This window comes from Mesorhizobium sp. M0518 (assembly GCF_040321125.1).
In the GTDB taxonomy this organism is placed as follows: domain Bacteria; phylum Pseudomonadota; class Alphaproteobacteria; order Rhizobiales; family Rhizobiaceae; genus Mesorhizobium.
On record NZ_JAMYQY010000014.1, the window covers coordinates 74139 to 99728 of the forward strand.

At 59.1% G+C, this 25590-nt stretch carries 20 protein-coding genes and 2 pseudogenes; 4 read left to right on the plus strand and 18 right to left on the minus strand.

Annotated elements, in window-relative coordinates:
• Positions 1-164: 164 nt before the first annotated feature.
• The 10 genes and pseudogenes from NKI66_RS20505 to NKI66_RS20555 all read right to left on the minus strand — a co-directional run bounded on the left by NKI66_RS20505 (position 165) and on the right by NKI66_RS20555 (position 9415).
• Entirely contained in the window at positions 165-965 is an 801-nt protein-coding gene (locus tag NKI66_RS20505; RefSeq protein WP_352632591.1) for a calcium-binding protein, read from the minus strand.
• A 722-nt stretch (positions 966-1687) separates the two neighbouring features.
• Positions 1688-2200: pseudogene (locus tag NKI66_RS20510) on the minus strand (beta-barrel domain-containing protein); the annotation flags it as partial.
• Positions 2201-3104: 904 nt separating this feature from the next.
• Complete coding sequence (locus NKI66_RS20520) at positions 3105-4055, minus strand: LysR family transcriptional regulator (RefSeq protein ID WP_352752761.1); 951 nt, start codon at positions 4053-4055, stop codon at positions 3105-3107.
• Positions 4056-4121: 66 nt separating this feature from the next.
• On the minus strand, positions 4122-4910 hold the full coding sequence (locus NKI66_RS20525) for an ABC transporter permease (RefSeq protein ID WP_023736275.1): 789 nt from the start codon (positions 4908-4910) through the stop codon (positions 4122-4124).
• 3 nt (positions 4911-4913) lie between these two features.
• Entirely contained in the window at positions 4914-5825 is a 912-nt protein-coding gene (gene nodI / locus NKI66_RS20530) for a nodulation factor ABC transporter ATP-binding protein NodI (protein ID WP_023736276.1), read from the minus strand.
• A gap of 43 nt (positions 5826-5868) precedes the next feature.
• Positions 5869-6114: pseudogene (locus tag NKI66_RS20535) on the minus strand (carbamoyltransferase N-terminal domain-containing protein); the annotation flags it as partial.
• Between the two features lie 34 nt (positions 6115-6148).
• The gene (gene nodS / locus NKI66_RS20540) at positions 6149-6757 is read right to left on the minus strand and encodes a nodulation methyltransferase NodS (RefSeq protein WP_352675660.1); all 609 of its coding nucleotides are present in this window, start codon (positions 6755-6757) and stop codon (positions 6149-6151) included.
• A 35-nt stretch (positions 6758-6792) separates the two neighbouring features.
• Entirely contained in the window at positions 6793-8151 is a 1359-nt protein-coding gene (gene nodC, locus NKI66_RS20545) for a chitooligosaccharide synthase NodC (RefSeq protein WP_352752763.1), read from the minus strand.
• 14 nt (positions 8152-8165) lie between these two features.
• Positions 8166-8825: a chitooligosaccharide deacetylase NodB gene (gene nodB, locus NKI66_RS20550; RefSeq protein WP_023760354.1), complete on the minus strand. Its 660-nt coding sequence runs from the start codon at positions 8823-8825 to the stop codon at positions 8166-8168.
• Positions 8822-9415 (minus strand): NodA family N-acyltransferase, encoded by a 594-nt coding sequence (locus tag NKI66_RS20555; protein ID WP_023736281.1) that lies wholly within the window; start codon positions 9413-9415, stop codon positions 8822-8824. The genes nodB and NKI66_RS20555 overlap by 4 nt, the downstream gene beginning before the upstream one ends.
• Before the next feature lie 237 nt (positions 9416-9652).
• Here NKI66_RS20555 and NKI66_RS20560 point away from each other — a divergent pair, with 237 nt between their 5' ends.
• The gene (locus NKI66_RS20560) at positions 9653-10678 is read left to right on the plus strand and encodes a LysR family transcriptional regulator (RefSeq protein ID WP_352752764.1); all 1026 of its coding nucleotides are present in this window, start codon (positions 9653-9655) and stop codon (positions 10676-10678) included.
• A gap of 504 nt (positions 10679-11182) precedes the next feature.
• Here the strand turns inward: NKI66_RS20560 and NKI66_RS20565 are convergent.
• Both NKI66_RS20565 and NKI66_RS20570 read right to left on the minus strand, forming a co-directional pair.
• The gene (locus NKI66_RS20565; RefSeq protein WP_023736284.1) at positions 11183-12214 is read right to left on the minus strand and encodes a LacI family DNA-binding transcriptional regulator; all 1032 of its coding nucleotides are present in this window, start codon (positions 12212-12214) and stop codon (positions 11183-11185) included.
• Between the two features lie 302 nt (positions 12215-12516).
• The gene (locus NKI66_RS20570; protein ID WP_023736285.1) at positions 12517-13845 is read right to left on the minus strand and encodes a dicarboxylate/amino acid:cation symporter; all 1329 of its coding nucleotides are present in this window, start codon (positions 13843-13845) and stop codon (positions 12517-12519) included.
• Between the two features lie 1280 nt (positions 13846-15125).
• On the opposite strand from NKI66_RS20570, the gene nifA reads away from it, so the two are divergent.
• The 3 genes from nifA to NKI66_RS20585 all read left to right on the plus strand — a co-directional run bounded on the left by nifA (position 15126) and on the right by NKI66_RS20585 (position 19386).
• Entirely contained in the window at positions 15126-16892 is a 1767-nt protein-coding gene (nifA, locus tag NKI66_RS20575; RefSeq protein ID WP_050591526.1) for a nif-specific transcriptional activator NifA, read from the plus strand.
• Positions 16893-17110: 218 nt separating this feature from the next.
• Complete coding sequence (gene hisC / locus NKI66_RS20580) at positions 17111-18250, plus strand: histidinol-phosphate transaminase (protein WP_352441435.1); 1140 nt, start codon at positions 17111-17113, stop codon at positions 18248-18250.
• An 89-nt stretch (positions 18251-18339) separates the two neighbouring features.
• Complete coding sequence (locus NKI66_RS20585) at positions 18340-19386, plus strand: LLM class flavin-dependent oxidoreductase (RefSeq protein ID WP_352752766.1); 1047 nt, start codon at positions 18340-18342, stop codon at positions 19384-19386.
• A 593-nt stretch (positions 19387-19979) separates the two neighbouring features.
• Here the strand turns inward: NKI66_RS20585 and NKI66_RS20590 are convergent.
• The 6 genes from NKI66_RS20590 to NKI66_RS20615 form a co-directional block, all read right to left on the minus strand.
• Positions 19980-21872 (minus strand): ABC transporter ATP-binding protein, encoded by a 1893-nt coding sequence (locus NKI66_RS20590; RefSeq protein WP_352752768.1) that lies wholly within the window; start codon positions 21870-21872, stop codon positions 19980-19982.
• A gap of 22 nt (positions 21873-21894) precedes the next feature.
• Complete coding sequence (locus NKI66_RS20595) at positions 21895-23739, minus strand: ABC transporter ATP-binding protein (protein ID WP_352752769.1); 1845 nt, start codon at positions 23737-23739, stop codon at positions 21895-21897.
• 72 nt (positions 23740-23811) lie between these two features.
• Positions 23812-24717, minus strand: coding sequence for an SIR2 family NAD-dependent protein deacylase (locus NKI66_RS20600; protein ID WP_031213722.1), 906 nt, complete (start codon positions 24715-24717; stop codon positions 23812-23814).
• A gap of 33 nt (positions 24718-24750) precedes the next feature.
• Positions 24751-24963, minus strand: a complete 213-nt coding sequence (gene nifT / locus NKI66_RS20605) for a putative nitrogen fixation protein NifT (protein WP_023802030.1) — start codon at positions 24961-24963, stop codon at positions 24751-24753.
• Positions 24960-25280, minus strand: coding sequence for a nitrogen fixation protein NifZ (locus NKI66_RS20610; RefSeq protein ID WP_023760366.1), 321 nt, complete (start codon positions 25278-25280; stop codon positions 24960-24962). Before NKI66_RS20610 ends, nifT begins: the two co-directional genes overlap by 4 nt.
• Positions 25281-25376: 96 nt before the next feature.
• Complete coding sequence (locus NKI66_RS20615; protein ID WP_023672218.1) at positions 25377-25571, minus strand: 4Fe-4S dicluster domain-containing protein; 195 nt, start codon at positions 25569-25571, stop codon at positions 25377-25379.
• Positions 25572-25590 lie beyond the last annotated feature (19 nt).

Consider the following 25590-nt stretch of genomic DNA (forward strand, 5'->3'; position numbering starts at 1 on the left):
GAGATTTCGGTGCACGACCAGCGCGACGCGCAGGGCTTCGTCAAGCTATCCACGCTGCAACTGCTCCCGGGCGCCCCTCGGCCGCCCCGGCCCATGGCAAGTAGCGGAAACGGGAAAGCGCCCGCCCAGGGGGGCGGGGCGCGGTTCCGTATCGGTTTTCTGGATCAAACGAAGGTGAAGTCCGACGCGGTCAGGCCTAGGTCGGCCACGGTGACCACACCGCCCAGGTGGGCGAACTCGTGCGCGCTGCCGTCGGCGGTGACATAGGCCAGAGTTGCGACTCTGTCGGTGTAGCTGCTTTGGTAGACAATGATGTCGCCGGCGTGCTCGCCGGAGATCGCACGCGCTGCCTCATTAGCAGAGTTGAAAGATTCGCCAGTGATTACCACGACATGTTCGCCGTTCGCACCCGAGGCCGCGCCACTGTAGAAGCTGCTCACCGGGTAGCCGGACTGTATACTGGCGTTGTTGACGAAGTTCGCGCCAAAACCGTCGTTGTAGAGGCCCACCGCATCGAAGGCGAACTTGTCCTCCGCCGGGTTGAAATCGGTGATAGTGGTAATGTCCGGCTTCGACCCGACACTCGGATCGACCCCAGGCACCGGATTGTGGAACTGGAACACGAACGTGTCATTGTCGGTGCCCCCGGTCAACGTATCCTGGCCGTCACCCACGTAGAGGACATCCTGGCCGGGACCGCCGCTGAGCCTGTCATTGTCCTCACCGGAGATGCGCGCGTTGAAGCGGCCGTTGTCGCCGGAGAGATCGTCCCAGCCATCTCCGCCGAAGATGCGGTCGTTACCCTCGCCGCCAAGGGCTCGGTCACTGCCCGGGCCAGCCGAGATCTCGTCGTTGCCGCCACGACCGTCAATCCAGTCACCGCCCTGGAAACCCTCCATCCAATCTTCACCCTTGGTGCCGAGGAGTGTTTCGGCATCCGGGCTACCCTTGATAATGTTTGCCATCGAAAAATACTCCTGATGATGCACCCTGCCTGACGCGTTCATATTGCTCATCGGGTAATTAGAGAAATCGATTGCTTGGATAGACACACATTTACGAAATGGATGCATTCACGTTCACTTCGCCCTTCCGCTGAGCAGTAGCGGGCTCGCAGGCGGCGGGGACGCGCCCAGACGATCGACCCGAACATTCACACTCAAGCGGACGAGGAAAACTTGGTAACCGGCCGCCCTGGTTGGGCCCAAATCTCTCTCTGTTTGCTCGACGCCGGCATACCCGCACCGTAAGCGCTGGACGTGGACAAGTTCCGGTGGCGGCGGGTACGGCGCGGCCTCAGCGATGAATGGGGGCCGGAGACGGTTCCTTCCCCGACACGCATGCTGCTACCGCGCAACAAGGGGAGGGCAATTTGCCGCCAATGGCCTCGTGATAGCGCCTTTCGCCGACAGGCTGTCGAAGTTGACGAAGCCGAGCTGAAACGACAACTGACGGGTCCTCACAGCTGCGTTACGCATTCGCTCACCGTCAAGCCGGCCTCGGAAGAACAGGCATAGGGCTGTGTTGCCGAGTATCTCGCCAGCACTGCCCATTGCGAGCAATGGAACATTAGGGAGCGCGTTCGCGCGAGCCGCGAGTTCAAGGATCTCGGAACGACAGCTTCCGCACGTCGGCCGCACGGGCTCTACGCGACGCGGCCTACGCCAAGCTAATAGAATTACTTTCATTACTCGTGGAATGCCCGACTGATTTGGTCCGACAGCGGCTTCACAAAATAGGAAAGCGCCGTACGCTCGCCCGTCTGGACCATCGCTTCGGCCGGCATGCCGGGCACGAGCGTCAGGTCGTTGAGCTTCGTCAGTTCCGCATGCGGAACCGATAGACGCACCAGGTAATACGAAATGCCGTTTTTTTCGTCCGTCGCCAGATCGGCTGCGATCCGGCTGACATATCCGTTCAATTCCGGCGTGGTTCTCAGATTGAAGGCTGACATCCGCAGCACGGCCTTTTGACCAAGCTGAATTTGGTCGATGTCCTTCGGGGTGATCCGTACTTCCAGCGCAAGATCGTCGCCTTCCGGCACGATTAGCATGATCGGATCGGCGGGCGTAATCACTCCGCCGAGCGTATGAACTGCGAGTTGTTGAATGGTGCCTGACTGCGGCGCGACGATATCGATCCGTCGCAGTTCCTGTTCAGCCGCCACCTTGCGCTCACCATACTCCCCGACCTGCGCCTCGCTGGACGAGGACAAGTTCCGCTGGCCGCGGGTGGAGAACGGCGTGATCCGGCTTGCCGCGCCCAACTGATGGCGCTCGTCGAAGGCATGGACTGGCGCGCTTAAGCCGAACGGAGACGGCGTCCGACGTTGGCCGGATAGGCCGTGGCGAAGTGACTCAGGCGCAAAAGGCGGGCCTCTGGCCGTGCAAAATAAGCTTTTGTCGGCGTCATGAAGAGAAGCGCTTTGGCCCGTCTCCACGAAATCGTTCCGCTCAAGGCGATATTCGTCCCCATGGCGGCGGAGAAGGCCGAACTGCAACAACTCCGGAGCGAACACTCAAGGCCGAGATCGTCCGGATGGCGACACTCAACGAGCGTGCCCAGGAGAGGCTCGCCGACCTTCAGGGATCGCCAAGCAGCTGGAGCGCGGCGCTTCGGTCGCAGCTCCGAGAAGCTCGAACGTGCCCAGCAGGCCTTCGCCTTCGAATCCAGACCGGGCTCGGCGCGATTGAGTCCGAACTCGAGGCCGCAAGGCCGCAAGACCGACAGGCGAGCCGCGACGTGCTGCGCGACCGCGCAAGGCGTTCCCGGTGCATCTGGAGCGGGTCGAGATCGTCATCCGGCTCGACCCATGGGGGAAGAAGCGCTCCCGCAGCCAATCGTCCAGTCCGTCAAACGCCGTCGGCCGCACGGGCTTGCGAAACGGAACAGTCCCGCCCTCGCTTAGATGCCGATGCATGGTGTTGCGCGCGCACCCGAATTCCTTCGCCCGTCGGTTCCCCGCCAACCTCATGCCGCCGCAGCATCGCTGCCACCTCTTCAGGCTGAAGGATCTGCTCTCCCTGCATCGTTCTCGACAATGCAGGAATCGCCCAATCCCAATCGCCATCCATGCCTCCTCTCATAACCGAGGGGTCAGTTTCTCAATTCGGCCGACAACTGAGACGTCCGGTGCTCTTAGGCAGGGCAATCATACGAGATGCCTCCTGCAACATCATTTCCCGCATCCATAGGCTTGCCGGATCATTATTGTGAAGCGCAGGCCATTGGATGGCCTCCGTGAATGCGGCAGGAAGTGGCGGCGGAAGTTCGACAATCCGCAAGGGTGTTGTTTTCGCGAAATGCTGCGCCAGCCGCAACGGCATGGTCCCGATGCGGCTGGTGCCTGATAGAAGGGGCGGGATCATGCTAAAGGCGTGTACGACGACCTCGATACGTCTCTCGAAACCGTTCTCGAGCAAATACCATTCCTCGATGGAGGGCTGCCGGGTGTCCCCGAATTTAAGCACAACCTGCCCCATCGACAAGTATCGGTCGAATGTAAGTGGCTCTGACAGCTGCTTGTTCGTGCCGCAGCCTACGCATACGAGCATATCTTCGAACAGGGCTGCGCGAGGATGTTTCGACATGAACACTTCCGGCATAATCAGAAAATCAACGTCGCCGCGCCGGAGAAGCTCCTCGGGGTCGTCGGAAATAGGCAGACATTCGAAGCGGACGGCGGGAGCTTCCCGCGCAGCACGCTTTACGATCTTCTTAAAAAATACGAGTGTGAGGTAATCGGAAAGGATGATGCGGAAGCGACGATCCGATCCGACCGGGTTAAAGGGGTCCCAGGAAATAATCGACAGCTGGATGTGCAGCAATGCCTCCCGGACTGCTGTGGCGAGCCCCTCCGCGCGCGGTGTCAAAATGAGTTCGCGGCCGTTCATCGTAAATAGCTCATCGCTGAAATAGGCGCGTAACCGACCGACGGCGGCGCTCATGGCCGGCTGACTCAGGTTAATGCTGCGGGCTGCGGCGGTGACTTTACGCTCCCTGATCAAAGCGTCCAGCACAACGAGGAGATTTAGATCGAGTCCCTTAAAACGCATGCATTGACCTATCCGACCCGTGGATGGGTATCGCCCAAACAATCAATTTCACGAATGGTGAGAGCGTCAACGCATCAGCCGACGACGAAACAGAGCAACCGATAGGAAGAACGGCAAAACCGTGTATATGCAAAGCGCGCCGATATGCAGGCCCATGCTGCCGGCCGGACGGCCAAGCATCGCCGGACGAATGAGGTCAATTGCATGTGCGAGGGGCAACAAGGAGGCGACGTCCTGAAAAGCGCCGGGCAATTGGTTGACCGGAAACATCGCGCCGCAAAGGAAGAGCATGGGTGTTATAACAAGGGTATTATAAAATATGAAATATTCATAACTGGGCGCAAGCGCCGTGACGACCATCGCTAGACTCGCGAAGGCGAGGCCACTGAGAGCGATGACTGGCAGCAAGCAGAGGATGGATGGCCACGATGCGTAGCCTAGCGTGGTCGCAACAATAGTGATTGCTGTGCCCGCCATCAGGGCCTTGGTGGCTGCCCAGGCCAATTCGCCGAGTAAGATATCGCCGAGCGTCAGCTGAGTGCATAGCATTCCTTCCCAGGTGCGCTGGTCGCCCATGCGGCCGAAACTCCCGTAAACCGTTTCAGCGGTCGCCGATGCCATCGCGCTTGTGGCAACCATGCCAGCCGCGAGAAACGCAATGTACGAAGTGCCCTCAACAGGACCTATCATTGTTCCGATTCCAAAGCCGAGACCGAACAGATAGATCATCGGATCGGCGAGGTTGCCGAGCACCGATGCAAGCCCGATTTTCTTCCATCCAAGATAGTTGCGGCGCCAAACCGCGACCCAATTCCACGCATTGGCGGGCATGCCCGCCGCATAACGTTCGCCCATTGTTCAGTCCTCCATCTCGCGCCCGGTTAGCCGCAAAAACACATCCTCGAGATTGGGGGGACGCTGCAGAAGGCGTAGACCCGCGCGCCCGCGTAGCTGCGCCAGCACCTGCTCCGGATCGGGTGCATAGCAAAAAAGCGTCTCACCGCTCACCTCGATGCGCTGTGCGTACGGCCGGATCAGCGCACCCAGTTCATGCGGATTGCCGCCGTAGACCTCGACCACGTCACAGCCGATCTGCTCGTCAATGAGTGCGGACGGGCGGCCTTCGGCGATCTTGCGCCCCTCCTCCATAACGCACAGCCGATCGCACAGCCGCTCGGCCTCTTCCATGAAATGGGTAGTCAAAAGAATAGTCTTGCCCCGCGCCAGCAGCGATCGCAGCCGTTCCCAGATCAGGTGGCGGGCCTGCGGATCGAGGCCGGTGGTCGGCTCGTCCATCACCAGCAAGTGCGGGTCATTGATCAGCGCACGCGCGAGCGTCAGGCGCCGCTTCATGCCGCCGGACAGTTCGGCGACGCGCGCATCCGCTTTGTTCTCGAGGCGGGCGAACTCAAGCAGCGATGGTATGACCGCATCGATCTGGCGTCTGCTCATCCGGAAGTAGCGCCCGAACACCAACAGGTTCTCGCGTACAGTGAACGCGGTATCAAGATTGTCGAACTGCGGGACCACGCCGATGCGCATACGTGCCAAACGCGCGCGCGCCGGCACTGGAACGCCGAGCACAGTAATCTTCCCCGCATCGGGCGATGTCATGCCGAGGACCATACGCGCAATCGTGCTTTTGCCCGCGCCGTTCGGTCCCAAGAGCCCGAAGCATTCCCCCGCCGCAACGCGGAACGACAGCCTGTCGACAACGAGCTTGTCATAAGTTTTGCTTACGTCAGTAAGATCGATCGCTACCATGGACATGGGTTCATTTTACCGAGAGGGACGCCAAGACTGGCGGTTGCTTGGTTGCCTGCCGGACCTGAAACTGTGACTCGTCTTCGCCATCCCAGCCGTCGATAACGAACTGATCGACGTCACAAGGATTTAGCCCCTGTTCCGGTAAAGCGGCGACAATTGCGTAGAGATTATCGATGGCTTGGTAACGCGGATCGTTGTGCCGCTTTTCCTGGTCAACGCAGAAGACGAGCCGTCCATCCTCGACCAGGGCGATCGCCCCATCATGGGTCAGCTTGATACCAAAGATGCGCATAGTGTCTCCAGGTTAACGGCGATAGATTCGATCATCAGGAAGCGGAAAGCGGGTTTCGGAAACGGACGAGCAAGCAGTCTTCGTTGACCGACTCGCCCCGACACTCAAGACGCTCTACCTCGATCAACGTTTCGTTCAGCATGGCGATGACCGGCTCAGCACCAGCGGCGTGACCCCAGCGACGGCAATTAGCATCCCTTGCCGATCCGAAGATCAGATGCCCGCCAGGCGCAAGCACCCGCACCAGGTTTTTGACGGCCGCGCGCATCTCGGCTATGTCTTCGAGATAGTAGAGGACCTCCGCCACAACGATCAGGTCAAACAACTCGTCGGTCGAAAACTGTTGAACATCGGAGACTATCCAGTTGATGCGCGACGGCTCGTTTATCCGTTGACGTGCTCGAGCAATCGCTTGCGCCACGACATCGATGACGGTGAGCCCTTGGCAGTAGGGGGCTAGTTTTTCCGTGAATGCGCCGGCAGCGCACCCGACTTCGAGGGCATTTGAAATGGAGCCTTGGGCAAGCGCCAGCTGGAGCATTTGCGTGTGGCGCTTCCGCTCGAACGGATTGCCGTCGAGAAGCCACGGATCGTCTGCGGCCAATTCCCGATCAAGCAACTGATGATTCACGTTCGGGGTCAAACTCGTGCACCTCTCGTCCACTAGGTAATTAGCGATCACTCGTCGCCGCAAATGTTGCCCGACAGCACTAATTCCGAAGAATCCCGCGCAAGATTGAGCCTGCGAAGCGGAGCCGCATGCGGCGAGAATTCTGCCCTGCTGGAACCAGTGATCGGAGTTTGGGTGGGGGCCTGTTTTGCCCCAGTGTTCGATGTAGCGACAGCAGAGCCTCGCGACAGCCAATCGCTATTGCTCAATGTACACAGCGCGTAGGCTTTCAACGGAAGCAAGAGAAAGATGTTGATGAACGTGTGCAGCGAAAAGCCCAGAAATCGAAACTGTCGGGCCCGAACTGCTACCACGCTGCATCGGAGCATGGTCATGGACACAATCATCAGTCCTGTCCACCAAGGCACAGAGCCTGTCAGTGCGAAATGTGCGAGGCCCGTTAATACCGATACGGCGAGGAGTAGCGCGCCGAGATTCTGTCCGACCACGTCCAACGTGAGATAGCTATTCAGGCTGGGCAGCAAGCGCAGCCCAAGCAGCGTGTCCCGGAATGTGCTTCGTGCCCAACGGAGTTGTTGGCGCAGATACGGTCCGAGTCTGTTCGGGACGACTGTGGCCGCGATGGCGCTCGGAACGTACTCGGTTCGAAAGCCTGCTTTCAGCATAAGGATAGTAAGATGGCGATCCTCACCGAAGTCGCTTGGCTTGCCCCGAAAAAACTGCGACTCGTACTGGTCCAGTAATAAAAGGAGCGCAGACCGGCGGTACATGGCACATGGGCCGCAACAGCACATAACGGCACCGAAGCGAGCCTGCGCCGCGCGCTCCTCGTTGCAAGCCAGCCAGTACTCCATGTCTATCAGCCTGGTCAGCCAGCTCTCGGTCCGGTTACTGGCCGTCAACTGACCCATGACTGCGCCGACCGCTGAATCTCGCATTTTCGGTACAAGCTTGGCAATGACGTCGGACGCGAGTAACGTGTCTGAATCAACGTTAAGCACCAGATCCCCTGATGAGCGGCGTATCGCGGCGATCTGCGCCTTGCGCTTTCCAACATTCTCGGGAAGCAAAATGATGTCGAACCTGGGGTCGCGCGCGTAGGCTTCGTGGACAGTTCCTAAGGCTTCGCGATTTCCAGAACCGTCATCAACCACATAGACCCGAAGTCTTCCGGCGTATTCTTGGTCGGCAATGGAAGCCAGGCACTCTGAAAGCGTGCGCGGATCCTCGTTGAAGCAGGGGACGATGACATCCACGCTGGGCAGTTGATCGGAGCCGACGAGAACCTCCAACGCCGATGAGTCGTTTGTCGGCAGAGCATAAATCCCCTGCATGCTCTTATAAGCAGTCGAGAGCAGCGCATAAAGCGATATGGCCACAGTGCTGGTTGTACCAAGAAGAGTCATGGGATCTCGTTTGTTCAGTGATGTTGAGGAAGTGAGCGGATTACAAATCCGCGCTCACGCAATGCTGGAATCAGCCGGGACAGCGCCGTGACCGTCTGGTCGCGCAGACCGGCGTGAGCGCCCTGGCTTAACTCGCCGGGAGGGCATCCGTCGTGCAAGAGTACGATTGCGCCCGGCCGGACAGAGGCGAGCACTTTATCGATAATCGCGTCGACCCCAGGGCGAGACCAATCTCGAGGGTCGACGGACCAATGGAGGGCCGCCAGCCCGGCGATCTGTGAGGCTGTGAAGACTTCTTCGCTCCAGGCGCCGTAGGGCGCGCGAACATAGCGCACCGAGGCCTGCGGGCACGCTCTCATGATGGCGTCGTTCGCTTCAAAGACCTCACGTTGCACTTCGCCGAAACCGCATTGGTACAGATCCGGATGAGACATCGTGTGGTTGCCTACCTCGTGCCCTTCTGCGACCATCCGTTGGATTAGATCTGGGTGCTCTAAGGCGTAGGCGCCGATGACGAAGAAAGTCGCCGGCACCCGCTGCTCTGCCAGCACATCGAGAATCTCCGGTGTGAACAGTGGATTGGGACCGTCGTCAAACGTTAGATAAACGCTGCGACGGCCGGTGCCGTCAGAGCACTCACGGCGCACTTCGTACAAGCAATCGGGACGGCTCATAGCTCTGGTCCGTTCCGATCTATCATCGTGCCCGTGGGCCATTCGCTGATCGGCCGTCCAACCGGCAGAACAATGGTGAGTGCGTCATCGATGCGTGTGGGCGGCAGGTCGAGGCGGGCCTCTGGTCGGGTGGAGCGCACGCGAATTCCCGACAAAACGGCCAAAGGCCTGTATCGCCGCCCGAACCTCTCAACATGATTCCGCAGCGCGTCCCGGACCGTTCCGAAAGCGAATGGAACGCCAAGCTCCTGCAGTATTGGAAGCATGACATGGATTGAATGGGCGATTCCGAGACCCTCAAGGTCCGGACGTACCCCGTACAGGCCCAGCTCAGCCACCAACAGGTCGACCGCGTCAACCTTGATGAAACGGCGCAGTATGCCCATGTGAGCCGCTACACCACTTGAATCATAGGCGATCACGCGGAGTTCAGGCCTGGCTCCGGCCCAGCTTCGACTACCTTCGAACGGTTCTGCGTTGGACGCCCCAGTCGGCCCGTACGTATCACGAAAGAACTCGGCGAGCTCAACGTGATCGGAGAGCTGCAACTCGTTTTCCCAGCACAACTTCCACTGCACCTGGTGGCGCATTCAGGACCTCTCTTCATATTAGTTTTTGCGGCCGCATTACCCGACCAAAGCGGCGCTGTTGGCTGCATTCAGCCGTTGTCGTTGGCGACGGTGAGCCAGACGCTCTCTCGAAGTTCCGGCCCGTGTCGTCGATTTGAGCTTGACGTCGCTCATTAACGTTCCTCTAATGCATGGCTCGTAAATTCGTAAAATTGATTGTTTGAATGATACGCATCCACACGTTGGATAGAACATGACATGCGTTTCAAGGGACTCGATCTAAATCTCCTCGTTGTGCTGGACGCTCTGATGAGGGAGCGTAAAGTCACTGCCGCGGCTCGCAGTATCAACCTGAGCCAGCCGGCCATGAGCGCCGCCGTTGCTCGGTTACGCGCCTATTTCAACGATGAGCTATTTACGATGAACGGCCGCGAGCTCATTTTGACACCGCGCGCCGACGGGCTCGCCACAGCAGTCCGGGAGGCATTGCTGCACATCCAGCTATCGATTATTTCCTCCGACGCTTTCAACCCGGCCCAATCGGATCGTCTCTTCCGAATGATGCTTTCCGATTACATCACGCTCGTATTTTTTAAGAAGATCGTAGAGCGTGCTGCGCGGGAAGCTCCCGCCGTTCGCTTTGAATGTCTGCCTATTTGCGACGACCCCGAGGAGCTTCTCCGGCGCGGCGACCTTGATTTTCTGATTATGCCGGAAGTGTTCATGTCGAAACATCCTCGCGCAGCCCTGTTCGAAGATATGCTCGTATGCGTAGGCTGCGGCACGAACAAGCAGCTGTCAGAGCCACTTACATTCGAGCGATACTTGTCCATGGGGCATGTCGTGCTCAAATTCAGGCACACCCGGCAGCCCACCATGGAGGAATGGTATTTGCTCGAGCACGGTTTCGAGAGACGTGTCGAGGTCGTCGTACAGGGCTTTAGCCTGATCGCGCCCGTCCTGTCAGGCAGCAACCGCATCGGGACCATGCCCTTACGGCTGGCGCAGCATTTCGCAAAAACAACACCCCTGCGGATTGTCCAACTTCCGCCGCCACTTCCTCCTCCCGCATTCACGGAGGCCGTCCAGTGGCCTGAGCTTCACAATACTGATCCGGCAAGCATGTGGATGCGGGAAATGATGTTGCAGGAGGCATCTCGCCTGGCGCCTTTGCCTGAAATCAATGAGCGTCTCGGGCACGCCGATCCGACCTTGCGGTTGTTGGTACCGACTGCCACCTCGATTTCACGTGCGAAGTCCCGGAAGATGTTAAGCCCCACTTAAACACCGGGCCTTTGCCCAGCAGAGCGGCGCAGTTGCTTGTCAAGTACGAGGGCCAGGAACGAGCAGAACACACGCCCGGGGTTGCTACTGAATTGACTGCCGCCTCCGATTTTGCTTGCGGAGTCCCAGAAGATGCTCAGCCCCACTTAATTGCCAACGTCGCAGGCCTTGCCGCGGCTTTTCACGCGCGGCCAGGCGAGGAGATGGCGGTCCACGTGGTCGATCATCTGTGCCAGCCTCGCTCGGCTACTGGCGTCGACGACAGTCCCCTGCACCGAGAAAGTCGGGCACTTGGCAATGAAGCCGGTCGAGCTTGACGCTGCGGACCCAGGCAATTGACCCCGCGCTTCTGCCTGAACGCGTGGCCGATCCGTTCATCTAATCGGCGCTACATTCTGCCCGGCTGAGGTCCGTGGGTGCGGCCACCCCGCGGGATGGGATCATCATTCAACTTTCTCTCGTTTATGAAAGGAAACTCCCCGCTCACGATAGAGTCCATGAGTTTCATATATTTTCCGGCAGATGGATGTCGAACGGGAGAAATGTCTGTCCGGGTGTTTCAGCGGTGCCGGTCTCGATAGCCCGCGTCATCAGCGTTATCAGCTCCCGGCAAAGTCGGCGCATTGGCGTGGCGACCGCCATCGTGACGATATTATCTGCGAGCGCCGCCCGAGACTCCGGCGTGATTTCATTCACGATCGCGACGAGATCGCGACTTTTGCCCTCTTCTCGGAGCGCGGAGATGGCGCCCTCCATGCCGCCGCCGGCGACATAGAAGCCGACGAGCTCGGGCTCTCGCTGCATGAGATCAAGCGTTGCCTCGTAGGTGATCTGCCGTTTCTCGAGGTTCATGACAGGATCCAGCACCTCGAACGTGGGCGCGTTCTCACGGCAATAGGAGCGAAAGCCGACGTCACGGAGCTCGTGCCCCTGGAAACGATGGCTGCCGACAAAAACCGCCACTTTGCCGGGCCGTTTTGCGACCTTCGACACCATCCAAGCGGCCGTGCGCCCCACCTTGCGGTTGTTAAGGCCGATATACCCCTGTCGCACGCCGGCGGCGAAGTCGGAAAGCAGCGAGAAAACCGGAATGCCCTTGGCCTTGAGGTCCTCAACCGCTGCTGTAATTTTCGGGTGGTCCGGTGCCACCATCGCGATCGCATGGCAGCGTGCGCCCAAATCCTTGAGCCGCGCGATCAGGTCGCTCGGCATATGTGACGGGGCGAATTCGACGAGCGGAATGCCGTGGAAGGACTGGGCCAAATTGACCGATGCTTCGACCTCGCGCGCAAAATCTTGGTAGAAATGCTGGGCCGGTTTTCTCAAGATGAAGCCCAGACGGTAGTGCGGTAGGTCTCGCCGCAAGCGCTGCTTGATTAGCCCGGCAGCATGATAGCCGATCGCGTGGGCGGCGTCGTGGACCCGCCGCGCGGTCTCCTCGCGCACCGGATGGCGGGCGTTCAGAACCCGATCGATCGTTGCTACGCTGACTCGGGCTTCGCGGGCGAGATCGGCAATTGTGGGGCGCTTGGTCATAGGTCCTATTCTGATCTTTTTGACGCCGGCCGGCTCTCTGTCGCCTAACGGGTTTCGGTTTCGGGTGGCAAAGTGAAAACGTCCCATACGAACGGCCAACAGCGTGTTGGACGAACATCATTCCAGACGTAAACCGGCCGGGTATACTGAAAGGCTCATTCGCTTAAAGGGCGGTGACGGTTTGCACTCACACATTTAGCGCTTCGGCTACATGGTCCGTGAGGAGCCGTTTAGAGGCTGCGGGTCGGTCGTTCAGTTCATGTGACCAGCTAGGCGACTTAACAGGTCGTGGGCCGCCCACCTTACTTGGAGGAGGGTAGCCGGTTTGATGCCTTGGCAAGCTGATGACCGCAGAAGGCGGCTTTCATCTGTGCTCGGTCCAATTCTCCTTCCCAGCGGGCGACGACGAGGGATGCCACTGCGTTGCCGACGCAATTCGTCAGCGCCCGGCATTCGGACATGAAGCGGTCGATGCCGAGTATCAGTGCCATCCCAGCAACGGGAACACTCGGAACTACGGCGAGCGTAGCCGCCAGGGTGATGAAGCCCGCGCCTGTGACACCTGCAGCGCCCTTGGAGGAAAGCATTGCTACGAGCAGCAGCAGCACCTGATCGCCGATGGACAGATCCGTGTTCGTCGCCTGCGCGATGAAGAGGGCCGCCAGCGTCATGTAGATATTCGTGCCGTCCAGATTGAATGAGTATCCGGCCGGGATGACGAGACCCACAACCGAACGCCTGGCGCCCGCCTTCTCCATTTTCTGCATCAGCGAAGGGAGCGCCGCCTCCGAGGAGGACGTTGCGAGGACAAGCAGCAGCTCTTCCTTGATGTAGCGAATGAGAGAACAGATCGAGAAGCCGTTGTAGCGACAGACCGCGCCGAGAACCCCGAACACGAAGAGGAAGGCGGTGAAATAGAACGTCGCGACCAGCATCGCGAGGTTGACCACCGAACCGATGCCATATCTGCCGATGGTGAAGGCCATTGCGCCAAAAGCGCCGATCGGCGCGGCCTTCATCAGAATTCCAACGAGCTTGAAGACAGGCGCGATGAGCGCCTGAAGGAAGCAAACGACAGGCTTGCCCGGCTCGCCGGCCATCGCAAGCGCCATGCCGAACAGAACCGAGAAGAACAGCACCTGCAGGATGTCGCCTTCCGCGAAGGCACCGACGATCGTTGGCGGGATGATGTTCATCAGAAAGCCGGTGACCGACTGCTCGCTGGCTTTTGCGGCATAGGTATTCACGGCCTGGACATCGAGCGAGGCCGGATCAATGTTGAGGCCGGCGCCAGGCTGGACGACATTGGCGACGATGAGGCCGACGATCAGCGCGAGCGTCGAGAAGGTGAGGAAATAGACCATTGCTTTACCGGCGACCCGGCCGACCTTATGAAGATCGTTCATGCCGGCAATGCCGGTGGCAATTGTCAGGAAGATGACAGGCGCGATGATCATCTTGACCAGCTTGATGAAGGCATCACCCAGCGGCTTCAGGCTCTCGCCGGTCTCCGGATAAAAATAGCCAATTGCGACGCCGAGCGCGATGGCGGCAAGCACCTGGGCGTAGAGCTTGGTGTAGAAGGGTTTGCGGGGCGCGGGACTCGCGCCGCGGACTTGTGCAGCTGACACTGTTTCTCTCTCCCTGACCGGATCGAGGTGGCGTGACTTCTCCCGGGCTTCTCCCTATCGCGGCGCTCCGGTCGAACGCTGCACCAACGCCGCCGCAATACCCATGCCAGATGAATCCGCATGACCTGAACTGACGTGGGCTCGCCAATAATGGAGGAATGCGGTGTCAGACCAGCGGGATGGCCGCGGTCCGGCACGCCCTTGATGGTCTCTGGCAGAGTGCTGCCGGTCGATCCCTCTGGCTAGCGGTTTTGCTGCACAGAGCGTGGTGGGTTCCTCGTTTTAGCCGGCTTTGGACCGGGCCGCATCGCTGGCGCCAGCGCGTACCAAATAGGTCGCCTGTTCATAAGCCCGTCCAGATGACAGGCTAACTTACCCCTGTTCGGAAGCGCTGTGAGAGGCGAGTTCCTCTCGCCGGAACGCCTGCGCCACATGACGAAATCCGTTGGTCTAGAGGAGGCCGAGAGCTTCGCTTTCCCTGACTAGCCGTGGCACCCATGATGGAATGAATGCGCTGGGACAAGGCGGGAACGACGAGGGTCCAGCACGACCCGTTGATGTTCACTGACAGAGTGCTGCCAGTCGATCCCTCTGGCTCGCGGTTCATCGGTGGCATCAGAGCCGAGAATGGCTGTGCTCTTTGCAGCGCTCCCGCTGCATGAAAGCCACGTCGAGACGTAGAGATTGACGCCGTTGGCGCTGACCACGACGATGCGATCTGGAAATTGCGAGCACCGCCTACCAAGCCGTACTCGACGCCAGCTTCGCGCCTTCACACGCGACACCGCCGCCGTATGATCAACTCGAGCAAAATGGCGGTTGCCGCAAACGACCAGTGCCGTTGGCGGTTATTATCACTTCCGCCCCTCCGTCGCGGGCGCTGGTGAATGGCACGGCCCGGCTTTTACACTCGGCGCGGTCAGCCGCTCGGGCACCGCATCGCCGGCGCAAGTATTTCCGTCGTTCAACGGCAAAAACAGAATTGATGAATTCTATCATATGCCGCGAGGTTTCCTTTCACGAATGAAAGAAAGCTCGATTGACTATCCCGCCTCGCTCCAGTCTGTTGAAAACAACGTGTGGTTGCCTTGGTGCAAGCCGAGACCATGGCCAAGCTTCGTGGAGGGGAGAGCCAAGCGATGCATCAGGGTTCGATCCGCTTTGCACTCGACCAAACGGCGGCGGCACGAGTTCACGTCGGAGTATTTTCGCGCTTGCTCGCGACGTCGCGGGCGCACATGCCGCCGGCCTACGTTTGATGGCGCGAGATCGAGGATCACATGCACCACAACATTCGCAAATCAGAACAAAATGCCAGCGAGTGCGGCATATCGCTGCCGGATGCGATAAGGGGTTGTCCAACGTCCGAGACGAATCCTGCGAATGGGGCATTGCACGAGCGCGCCCTCACCGGAATCTTCGAAATATCGAAAATACTCACCGGTCCCGCCCGGCTCGAACTCACGTTGGCCAAGGTCGTTGATCTCCTGCACTCGTTAGTGCAGATGCGGCACGGCATCATCACTCTCTGCGATGCCGAGGCCGGACTGGACATCACCGTGGCCAGCGACTGCGACACGAACAGCAATGAGCCCTCCCGGTCGCGCGTGCCGCGCAACGCCATCGATCAGATTGTGACGACGGACACGCCGCTCATCGCCGAGGACATAGCGATGCATCCGGCCTTCACTGCCGCTGACATTGAGGTGCTTGGGGCCTCCGACACCGTGTCGTTCATCGGCGTTCCCATTCGTGTTGATGGGAACGCCGTAGGCGCGCTGACTGTGGACAGGGCTTTGGAAAGCAGGTCAAGCTATCGGCTCGATTACGATGTCCGACTGCTCACCATGATTGCCAACATGGTGGGACAGACAGTCAAGTTGCACCGCTTCTGCGCGGGGGACCGCGAGCGACCGCCGGAGTTGGAAGATCGGCTGCAGACGAAATTTTCCGATGTTAAGCACCCTGCACCCCGGCGCAAAAAGGTTCATGTCGAGGGGATGATTGGTGACAGTCCGGCGATAAGTGCGCTGCTGGAGAAGATCGCGATCGTAGCCAAGGCAAAAACCACGGTTCTGTTGCGAGGCGAGTCCGGTACCGGGAAGGAGCTGGCTGCCAAGGCAATTCACGAGTTGTCGCCGCGCGCCAAGCGGCCCTTCGTTAAACTCAATTGTGCAGCGCTCCCAGAGACAGTCCTGGAATCCGAATTGTTCGGTCATGAGAAGGGTGCCTTCACAAGCGCATTCAATTCCCGCAAGGGGCGCTTTGAGCTCGCTGACAAGGGGACGTTGTTTCTGGATGAGATTGGCGAGATCTCGGCCTCGTTCCAGGCAAAGCTGCTGCGCGTGCTGCAGGAGCAGGAGTTTGAGCGCGTCGGCAGCAATCAGACCATCAAGGTCGATGTTCGCGTGATTGCCGCCACGAACAGGAACCTGGAAGAGGCGGTTGCAAGGAATGAGTTCCGCGCCGACCTATACTACCGCATCAACGTGGTTCCCTTGCTGGTACCAGCATTGCGCCAGAGGCGCAGCGATATTCCGCTGCTCGCAGCTGAGTTTCTCAAGAAGTTCAACGACGAGAACGGCTGTACGCTTACCTTCGATCCGTGTGCGATTGAAGTGCTGATGAAATGTGAGTTTCCCGGCAACATTCGCGAGCTTGAAAATTGCGTGCACCGGACAGCGATCCTGGCCGAGGGACTATCAATCGGGAGAAACGACTTTGCCTGCTCCCAAGGCCAATGCTTTGCCGAGGCGCTGTGGAAGTGCAGATCGGGCAAGGCCGCGATGCAACCAGCGCCGATCCTGCCGGAGTCAGCGAATCCGGCCACGCCGCCGGATGCGGCAGCCTGTTCGGCCGCGACCACAGTCCCGCGTGCCGGCGCAACACACCCAATTGGTGCGAGGACCCCCGACATAGAGCGCGTCATTGCTGCCATGGAAAGATGTGGCTGGGTGCAGGCAAAGGCAGCGCGCCTCCTTGGACTGACCCCGCGCCAGATTGGCTACGTGCTGAGGAAATACGGCGTCGAGATCAAGCGTATCTGAAACCGAGGAGATGAGCTGAGCTGCTTAGCGCCTTGCGGCAGCGATGCAGGTCCGCGTCCGCTTCCACTCGATTCATCGAGGACAGCCTGGCCGAATTCCCGTGTCTGCGTTGCGACCATCGTGTGAGAGGCAACGCTTCCATCGTCAATCCTGTCCGCCATGTTGCTCTCGTTGCGAGCTCATACGGATGCCCCTGGTGACTAAAACGGAGTTAAAATATGTCCGATGCAAAACTGCAAACTGTGCTTTCGGCTCTTCCGCCAGTGACGCGACAGTTAGATGCTCTGCCGTCCAACGGACCAGCACCGGACGGAAATTTTGTCAAGCTGAATACGAATGAGAACCCGTTTCCGTTGCCGCCAATCATAATGCAAAGTGCAGTGGCGGCCCTCAAGTGCCAGTATCTATATCCGGATGACGATAACATCAGCTTGAGGGAAGCGGCGTCCAGCACCTATGGCGTTTCCAGGGATCAGGTCATCGCAGGCAACGGGTCGTCTGAACTGCTCGGACTGATCTACAGAGCTTTCCTCGCGCCTGGCGACAAGGTTGCGATGATGTCGCCAGGGTTTTCGTTCAACCGCAAACTTGCCATGATTCAGGGCGCCGAGTTTCTCGAAATCGGATGTCAAGCTCATTCCCTGCCAATGGAGCAATTGCTTTCCGGTCCGGCAAAAGACGCCAAGTTCATTATGTTGGCCAATCCAAACAATCCGACCGGAACATTCCTCCCGATAAGCGATATCGAACGCCTCGTAGCACAATCAGACCGCTTGGTTGTCCTTGATGAAGCCTACGTCGACTTTGCACCCGATCATGGCCTGCGCCTCATCAACCAGTATCCGAACGTTCTGATCTTGAGGTCATTCTCGAAAAGCTATGCCGCCGCCGGCATTCGCGTCGGTTTCGGTTTCGGTCACCCTGAAATTATTGGCAGGCTGCGAAACATCCAGAACGTCTTCAACATGAACGTCATCGGGCATGCCGTTGGTATCAGCGTGCTTGCGCATCGCGGCGCCTACGCAGAGAACCACAAGCACATCAAGGATGAACGAGAGCGAGTGACAGTCGCGCTGTCGCAACTCGGATTTTCCGTAACGCCCTCCCGCGCAAATTTCTTGCTGGCCCGTGTGCCCGCGGGACAGGACGGCTCATGGTGGCAAGCAGCATTGGAAAGGCAAAAGATACTTGTCGCGTTTTTTCCGGACAAAGGCTTGGAACACTGCATCCGCGTCAGCATCGGCACAAAAGAGCAGATGGATGCATTTCTTGCTGCCGCTGGCGACATTGCTGGAAGCTTAACGGTGCCAAGCTCCAAGGGCAGGGAAGCGTCAGGCTCTGCTTCTTCGTTACGCTGACGCAAATCGGCGATCACACACATCTCTTCCGACTTGCTTGGTCATCCCAGCAAGAGAACAGCCTGCTTTTAAAATCGGGGACTTATCGAGTGACAAACGTCTTTCCTTCAAACCTAGCGTTCGGCATCTTCGATCATCTCGACGAGGATGGCCGCGACATCGGTCGGCAATACGAAGATCGCCTGATATTAGCAGAGGCGTGCGATCAACTAGGGTTCTATGCCTATCATCTCGCAGAACATCACTGTACTCCCCATGGGAGAGGTCCATCGCCGAATCTGTTCTTATCGAGCGTCGCCCAGCGCACCCGGCGCTTGCGTCTCGGACCCTTGGTGATGCTGCTTGCGCTTTATCATCCGCTGCGTGCGTTCGAAGAGATCTGTATGCTGGACCAGTTGAGCGGTGGCAGGCTCGAACTGGGCATAGGGCGCGGTGCTCTCCCGATCGAATTGGGCTACTTCGGGATTGGTGCGGACGCGGTGCCGGGCCGTTATGCCGAAGCCAGCGAAATCCTCATGGAAATACTTGTTAATCCGATGAAGGTCGGCACGCTATGCTATCAAGGCCGCCATTTTGATCTCAATGACGTTCCTTTGACGTTAAAACCTCATCAGCGTCCACATCCGCCGACATGGGTTGCTGCCAATCGACCCGAGTCCGCAGCTTGGGCGGCTGCGAATGGAACCAATATCGCGTGTGTAGGACCTTCCTCTTCTGTTCGCAAAACTACTGATGCGTTCCGCGCCTATCGAGAGGACAACGCTGGCGCGGGGGATCAGGCGCAATTTATCGGATTGCTCCGCATGGTCGTGGTTGGGCGTTGTGACACACATGCCTATTCGCTCGCGGCACCTGCTTACGAACGCTGGCTCAAGAGCTTCCAATTTCTTTACGAGCTTAACGCTATCCCCACTCCACCAAACCTGCCGCTGACCTTCGATGCGGCAGTCGAGAGTGAATTGTGCGTGGTAGGATCAGCAGAATCTGTGCGAAAAGCTCTGTTAGGTCAGTTGGAAGAGGCAGGTGCCAACTACCTGCTTTGTCAACTGGCATTTGGAAATCTGCCGCTAGATGCTTCCCTGTACACTGCGACGACCATTCAATCCGAAATCATGGCTCGATTTGGCTGGCCATGAAATTCGCAGTCTGAGGTTGAATCGTTGTACAGCGCTCCTTCACATCCACGTGCTCGAGCGTGCACGTGGTGGGGACGGGCAATCGGGAGGGAGGCCAAACTGACGACGAGCCGGCGGCACAGAATACCAGGTTTGTGCGTTGGCTGGCGTCTGGGCCATCTTGTGAACCTGCATGATCCTAAGGAGATGATGGCCGAGCGCGTCACGATGCAGGCACGCGTCTGCTCGTCGCGCTCGCGCTACCCGTTGCCCATAGCCCGCCGCAGAGGTTCTTCTCGCCCGGGGCGGCGTCGGTGCGGCGCCTCCAGCTTCATCAGCGGCCCGGCGGTAGCAAAGCCGCCACTCGCTACGGCGCTGTTGAGGGCGCGCTCGCGAGCGGCTTTGCTACGCCCAGCCACCACCGGGAGCGAGCTCGCCCGATGATGGGGTGCACCGCGGTCGGGATACGATGCTGGAGGAAATCGTTCGCAGCCGGTCTTCACGACTGCGAGGAGTGCTTGTCCTTGAATGCTGCCTGCTGGCCGTCTGCGGTGCCTGAGTGGTCCGCCGACACGCCCGAAAGTCAACGCCACTACCACAAGGCCGCCAAAAAGTCAGGTCTGGGAGCCAGCTTGCACGGTGGTCTCGTGTTCGGGGATGTCGTCGAAGGAGGCGTAGTTGAGATAGTAGAGTTTGGAATACAGGCCGCCCATGGCTATTAGCTCATCGTGGTTGCCAGTCGCAACAACTTGGCCATTCTGGAGCACGATGATGCGGTCGGCCCCCCGGATCGTGGCGAGACGGTGGGCGATGACGAGGCCAGTCCGCCCTTCAAGCAGCTTGATCAGAGCCTTCTGAATCTGCAATTCCGTGTAGCTGTCGATGTTGGCGGTAGCTTCGTCGAGCACGAGGATCTTGGCGTCAGCGACGAGGGCGCGGGCGAAACTGATAAGCTGGCGCTGGCCGAGAGATAAGTTGTCGCCGCGTTCGCCAAGTTGGGTCTCATACCCGTCGGCGAGGCTCATGACGAAGTCATGCGCGCCGACCGCCTTCGCCGCCTCGATCACCTTGTCGCGCGTGGCTTCCGTCTTCTGGTATCGAATGTTCTCGAAGACCGTCCCGGTGAACAGGAATGGATCCTGCAGCACCATGGCGACCTGGCGGCCGAGCGATTCTTGGGTGAGGTCGCGCACATCATGCCCGCCGACCAGCACCTGACCCTGCTGAACATCATAGAAGCGGTGGACCAGGGCCATCGCACTCGATTTGCCAGAACCGCTCGGTCCGACCAGTGCGACCGTCTCGCCGGGGTTGACCCTGAAGGAGACATTTTTCAGAACCGAACGGTTCGGATCGTAGCCGAATGTGACGTCCCTAAACTCGACCGAGCCGTCCATTTCGGGCGAAAGTACCTCCGCATTGGGTTTGTCCTGAACATCGATCTTGACATCGAGCACATCGGTCAGGCGCTTGCCTGAGGCCATTGCGCGCTGCATGATCGAATATTGCAGGGTGAGTGAGCGGATCGGGTCAAAGAAGCGCTGGATGTAAAACAGGTAGGCTACCAACACGCCCACATCTATACGGCTATTCACGACCATCGAGCCGCCGACCACAATAACGGCGGCCAAGGCGAGGCCCGTGAGGCCATCGACGATAGGCACCATGACCAGTGCATATCTGGCAGCGATCAGTTGGGTCCTGCGGTTGGCATGGGCCCGGTCGTCGAAAAGAATGAAATTCACCTGCTGGCGATCCATCGACTGTATGGTCCGCACGCCGTGAATGGCTTCGGCCAGCGCGCCATTGACGACGGAATTGGTTTCGTGTGCAGCCATGAAGGCGTCGCGGGCACGCGGCAGCCAGACAATGCGGACGATCACCAGGATCGGCAGAACCGACAGCGTCAGGAGGCCGAGGCGAAAGTCGAGCCACAGCATTACGAAAACGATGCCGAAGAGAAGTGCAACATCGCCTAGGGAATATACCGAGGTTTCCAGGAACTCCTGTATGGAGTTAACGTCGCCTTGCAGGCGCGACATCAGGCGTCCGACCTCAGTCTTGTCCATGAAAGAGAGCGAAACCTTTTGCAGATGGCCAAACATGGCGCGGCGGATGTCGAACAGGACAGTTTCGGCAATTTTCCCATCCAAGGTTTCCTGCATGTAACCGGCGGCGAAATTGACCAAAATCGCCGAAAGGAACGCGCCGACGGCCGCAAGCTGGGCTGAGCGATCGCTCGCTGCCGGGTTCATGCCCTGGTCGATCGCGTAGCGGATGATCAAGGGGATGAGAAGCTGCGTCCCGGTGAAGATCAACATCGCGACAATCGTGACAACTACCTTTGCCCGATAGGGATGGACGAAGCCCCAGATCCGGCGGAGGATGCTCTTGTCGAAAGCCCGGCCGAACATCTCCTCCTCGATCCGGTGCGAGCCGACGACCGCGCGCGGAGGGCGTCTGCCGTCGTCACGTTCGGCTTCGAGTTCGCCGGGGCCCTGGTCCATCAGCGGGCGCCCCCATACTGGGTCATATGCTATCACCTGGGCGCGTCTGGAGATCGTAAAGGGCCCTGTAGCGTCCCCGCTTCGCCAGAAGCTCTTCATGCGTGCCGCGTTCTACGATTTCGCCGTTATCGACAAAAAGGATCTGATCGGCATGCATAAGCGCACTCAGCCGGTGCGCGATGATGATCGTCACCCGATCCTTGGCGAAGCGCCGCGTCGCCGCGCGAATGCGCTGCTCGGTGCCGGCATCGATCGCGGCCATCGAGTCGTCGAAAACGACGACAGAGGGGCGCAGCATCATGGTGCGAGCAATCGTGAGACGCTGGCGCTGGCCGCCAGAGAGAGAGACGCCGCGTTCGCCCACGACCGTCTCATACCCTGCTGGGAGCCCGAGGATGTAGTCGTGGAGCTGGGCGAATTCGCCAGCGCGTTCAATTCGCTGTCTCTTCGCCCAGGGGTCGCCATAAGCGATGTTGTTCTCAATCGTGGTGGTGAACAGGAACGCATCCTGCTGTACAACGGCAACCGCCTTGCGAAGGCTCTCGAGGGTGACATTGCGTATGTCCTGGCCGTCCAACGTGATGGCGCCACCGGTCACGTCGTAAAAGCGGGGGATCAGATGAGCCATCGTCGATTTGCCGGAACCCTGCGGACCGACGATCGCGATCGTCTCGCCTCTCCGGGCCTCAAAGCTGAGGTTCTTCAGAATGGCGCGGTTTTCGACATTGGGGTACGCAAATGAGACATTGTGGAAGCGCAGAGTGCCGTCGCTTATCTCAAGCGGTCTGGCCTCGAGAGCATCCCTGATCGTGATCTCCTGATCGAGGAGACCGAAAAGCCGCGAACCGCAGCTGGAAGCGCGGGCAAAGGCATTGACCATGAGGCCGATCTGGCGGACTGGCATTTGCAGGATGGTCATGAAGGTCAGGAAGGTCGCCATCGTTCCGACGCTGATCTCGCCAGCGATGAGCTTGTTGCCACCGATCCAAAGCACCAATCCCATTGCGAAAAAGAAGGACAGGGTCATCGCCGACGTGCTGGGTACGTAGATGTCAACGAGATCGTTGGCGAGGCCGAGCGCGGTCTTGGAAGCGCGGTCAAACTTCAGCATCTCATAGGATTGAGCCGCAAAAGCGCGGACCACGCGGATGCCTGCGAGATTTTCCTTCATCACGCGGCTTAGTACCGAAAGGCGCTCATAGAGGTCGAGCCAGGTGGCGCGCAGCCTAAGCTGTGTGGTCGATGAGCGCCAGGCGACAAAAGGCACGAAGCTCAGCGCGACCAGGCCGAGCATGAGATCGATCGAGATCATCATGTAGGCGCCGATCCCGATCAGCATGGTGAGCAGGACCACGCGAACGAGCGCGGTGGAAAAATACATCCGCACGCCTTGGAGATCGAGCATTCCGATGGTGATCAGATCGCCTGAATGGACCCGATCGTGAAACGAAAAGCTGAGACGCTGGATCTTGTCGTAGTAGGCGAGCCGCAGTTCGTACGCGACATGATGCCCGACGGCTTCGGCAAAATAGTTCTGCGCCATCGTGAAAAGGCCGCGTAGCGCGCTGACGGCGAGCAGCAGGAGAGCCGGGGTCCAGAGCGCTTGTCCTGCCGCGCTCCCGGCGACACCGCCCCCGATGGCTGTCTGGGCCTGGTCGACAGCCCGGCCGAGAAGCTGGGGAATGAGCAACTGGAGGATTGCCGCCATGATCGTCGAGCCCATAGCGAAGGCGACCTGCCAGGGATGCCGAAAATTCATGCGCGTTATGCGCAACAGCGTACTCAAATCCCGGCCCCAGCGCGCCGCTTCAACATGGGTCAACGAATTCAGAGCGTTCGTTGCGCTGCCGACAGCATCACTGTTCACGGGTGTATTCCCGACTGCATTTTGCGCCTTCGAGGAAAGCCGAAGGACGCATCATCAAAGGCGACCGCCATTTTAATCCTGTCCACAACCTGCAGCCTTGCCCGTTCCCAGAAGCCGAGCCGCCGCTTGACTAAGTGGCATGTCGATCACCGTGATTCCGCTTGCCGCAAGGAAACGCGCTTCGTTTCTGGTCAGGGTTTCCGCGTCCATTACGGTGCAATAGGGACCGCGGGAGCGCTTCATGATCTGTCTGGCGTAGGTGCGCAGCATCTGATCGTTGAAGCGGCAGCCAACGAAGAAAAATCCACGGGTGATGCGCCGTTCCTTCACCACGTCAGGAATAGGTGTCTGGATATCAATTTCGGTCAGGACTTCGACATAGTCGGAATCTGCGACGAGAAAGTTTTGCGAGGGCCTACTACTCCCGTGAGGTGCATAGAGGACCGTCTTTGCCCCCGATCGGGCGTCGAGCTCCCTCCCGGACAAATCGTAGGTTTTTGTCCAAATGTTGCCGATTTCGTTCGCCCGCGTGACGCCTTGTATCTCAACGACGTCCGTTCGGCCGGTCTCCACGAGAGCCGTGCGCATCGCGCTGTCATACCAGCTGTCGATGATGAGGGAGAGCGGCAGCCTTGCGAGCCAGGCGTGGAGGAGGGTTGGCCTCACCGGCGCTGCGAATATCTCGGTCATCCAAGCTTGAAGCGTCCGGCGATGCCGGCGCTGTTCGATGAACTGCGCAACCGACCACATATTGGTGCGGATCCTGGAAGGGGCGGGCGCCCGTGCATTGAGTGCCGCGGCAACGACCTCCGGAGTATGCGGCACAGGCGGTTCCGCACAGTTGAACCCAAGAAGACCCGGACCGAGATAGGGGATCACCTCATCGGCGGCGAGCGCTGCCTTCGCCAGGTCAAGCAGCTTATCGGCAAAACTGTCCCGCACTATGACAAGGTGGCCCGATGTCAGGATCGTATTCATGCTCGTTTCCTCGCGACGCACTTAGCGGCAGCATCAGTCCTCTTCGGAAACCTTCCTTGCCTCGACAGTGATCGGCAGACGCGTATCCCGTGGAAGATCGGGTAAGAGGAGCCGCCACCCGTTCCTGAGCGTGACCGTTCCGCCCCACAACTCTTCCTTCTCGAGCTTGACGATCGGCTCTTCGAGGTCTTTTTTGGGGACATACGCCGACAAGCCAGCATCGGTCCTGCGGATCATGACTTTCATCTGGCCGTCCCTTCATTGGAATTGCTTTCAGCACTGCAGGACGCCTCGGCTTTGTCGAGGCTCATCAGTTCACGCGCTCGCATGCCGACGACGGTGCCACGGTCGATCCACTCGACCGCATAGATGAAGAACTGCTGGAGAAAGGTGCCGATGTCGCGCACATATCCCTCGTCGCCCTTCCGCACGAGATTTTCCCCGATTTCCCTGCCGGGATAGGTGCCGTCATTCTTTATGTGGCGAGTGGCACGTACCCGCTCTCCCGGCATGAATCGTGGAGGCCTGCGGATTTCGATCTCCTCTTCGCGTCCGAGCGACATGTCCGTTCCCTGATTTCTCTTGGGGCTGCAGATTGTGAACAAGGCATTCCAGGCGTCCTGCATAGGCAGCCCCAACCATGTCGGCAGCCCATGTGGTCACGCAGGAACGCAGGTCTTCGGCACCGGACATACCGAGGCACATTGCTGCGCATCGAAGACCCCCTCGCATTCGGTGCACTTCTGTGACTCGATCACGTAGCTCTCGCCTTTGAACTTGATCGCGCCGGAAGGACATTCGAATTCGCAGGCGCCGCATTGGGTGCATTGGGATGCGATGATCTTGAAAGCCATTTTAACTCCTGGTCCGAAT

Bases quoted from the DNA above. Each gene is read 5' to 3' on its own strand.
- NKI66_RS20520 (WP_352752761.1), bottom strand. From the start codon at position 4,055: ATGCGTTTTAAGGGACTCGATCTAAATCTCCTCGTTGTGCTGGACGCT.
- NKI66_RS20555 (WP_023736281.1), bottom strand. From the start codon at position 9,415: ATGCGCCACCAGGTGCAGTGGAAGTTGTGCTGGGAAAACGAGTTGCAG.
- nifT (WP_023802030.1), bottom strand. From the start codon at position 24,963: ATGAAAGTCATGATCCGCAGGACCGATGCTGGCTTGTCGGCGTATGTC.
- NKI66_RS20610 (WP_023760366.1), bottom strand. From the start codon at position 25,280: ATGTCGCTCGGACGCGAAGAGGAGATCGAAATCCGCAGGCCTCCACGA.
- NKI66_RS20615 (WP_023672218.1), bottom strand. From the start codon at position 25,571: ATGGCTTTCAAGATCATCGCATCCCAATGCACCCAATGCGGCGCCTGC.
- nodC (WP_352752763.1), bottom strand. From the start codon at position 8,151: ATGACTCTTCTTGGTACAACCAGCACTGTGGCCATATCGCTTTATGCG.
- nodI (WP_023736276.1), bottom strand. From the start codon at position 5,825: ATGTCCATGGTAGCGATCGATCTTACTGACGTAAGCAAAACTTATGAC.
- hisC (WP_352441435.1), top strand. From the start codon at position 17,111: ATGTCCGATGCAAAACTGCAAACTGTGCTTTCGGCTCTTCCGCCAGTG.
- NKI66_RS20525 (WP_023736275.1), bottom strand. From the start codon at position 4,910: ATGGGCGAACGTTATGCGGCGGGCATGCCCGCCAATGCGTGGAATTGG.
- NKI66_RS20590 (WP_352752768.1), bottom strand. From the start codon at position 21,872: ATGGACCAGGGCCCCGGCGAACTCGAAGCCGAACGTGACGACGGCAGA.
- NKI66_RS20560 (WP_352752764.1), top strand. From the start codon at position 9,653: ATGCGTTTCAAGGGACTCGATCTAAATCTCCTCGTTGTGCTGGACGCT.
- NKI66_RS20565 (WP_023736284.1), bottom strand. From the start codon at position 12,214: ATGACCAAGCGCCCCACAATTGCCGATCTCGCCCGCGAAGCCCGAGTC.
- nifA (WP_050591526.1), top strand. From the start codon at position 15,126: ATGCACCACAACATTCGCAAATCAGAACAAAATGCCAGCGAGTGCGGC.
- nodB (WP_023760354.1), bottom strand. From the start codon at position 8,825: ATGAGCCGTCCCGATTGCTTGTACGAAGTGCGCCGTGAGTGCTCTGAC.
- NKI66_RS20505 (WP_352632591.1), bottom strand. From the start codon at position 965: ATGGCAAACATTATCAAGGGTAGCCCGGATGCCGAAACACTCCTCGGC.
- NKI66_RS20600 (WP_031213722.1), bottom strand. From the start codon at position 24,717: ATGAATACGATCCTGACATCGGGCCACCTTGTCATAGTGCGGGACAGT.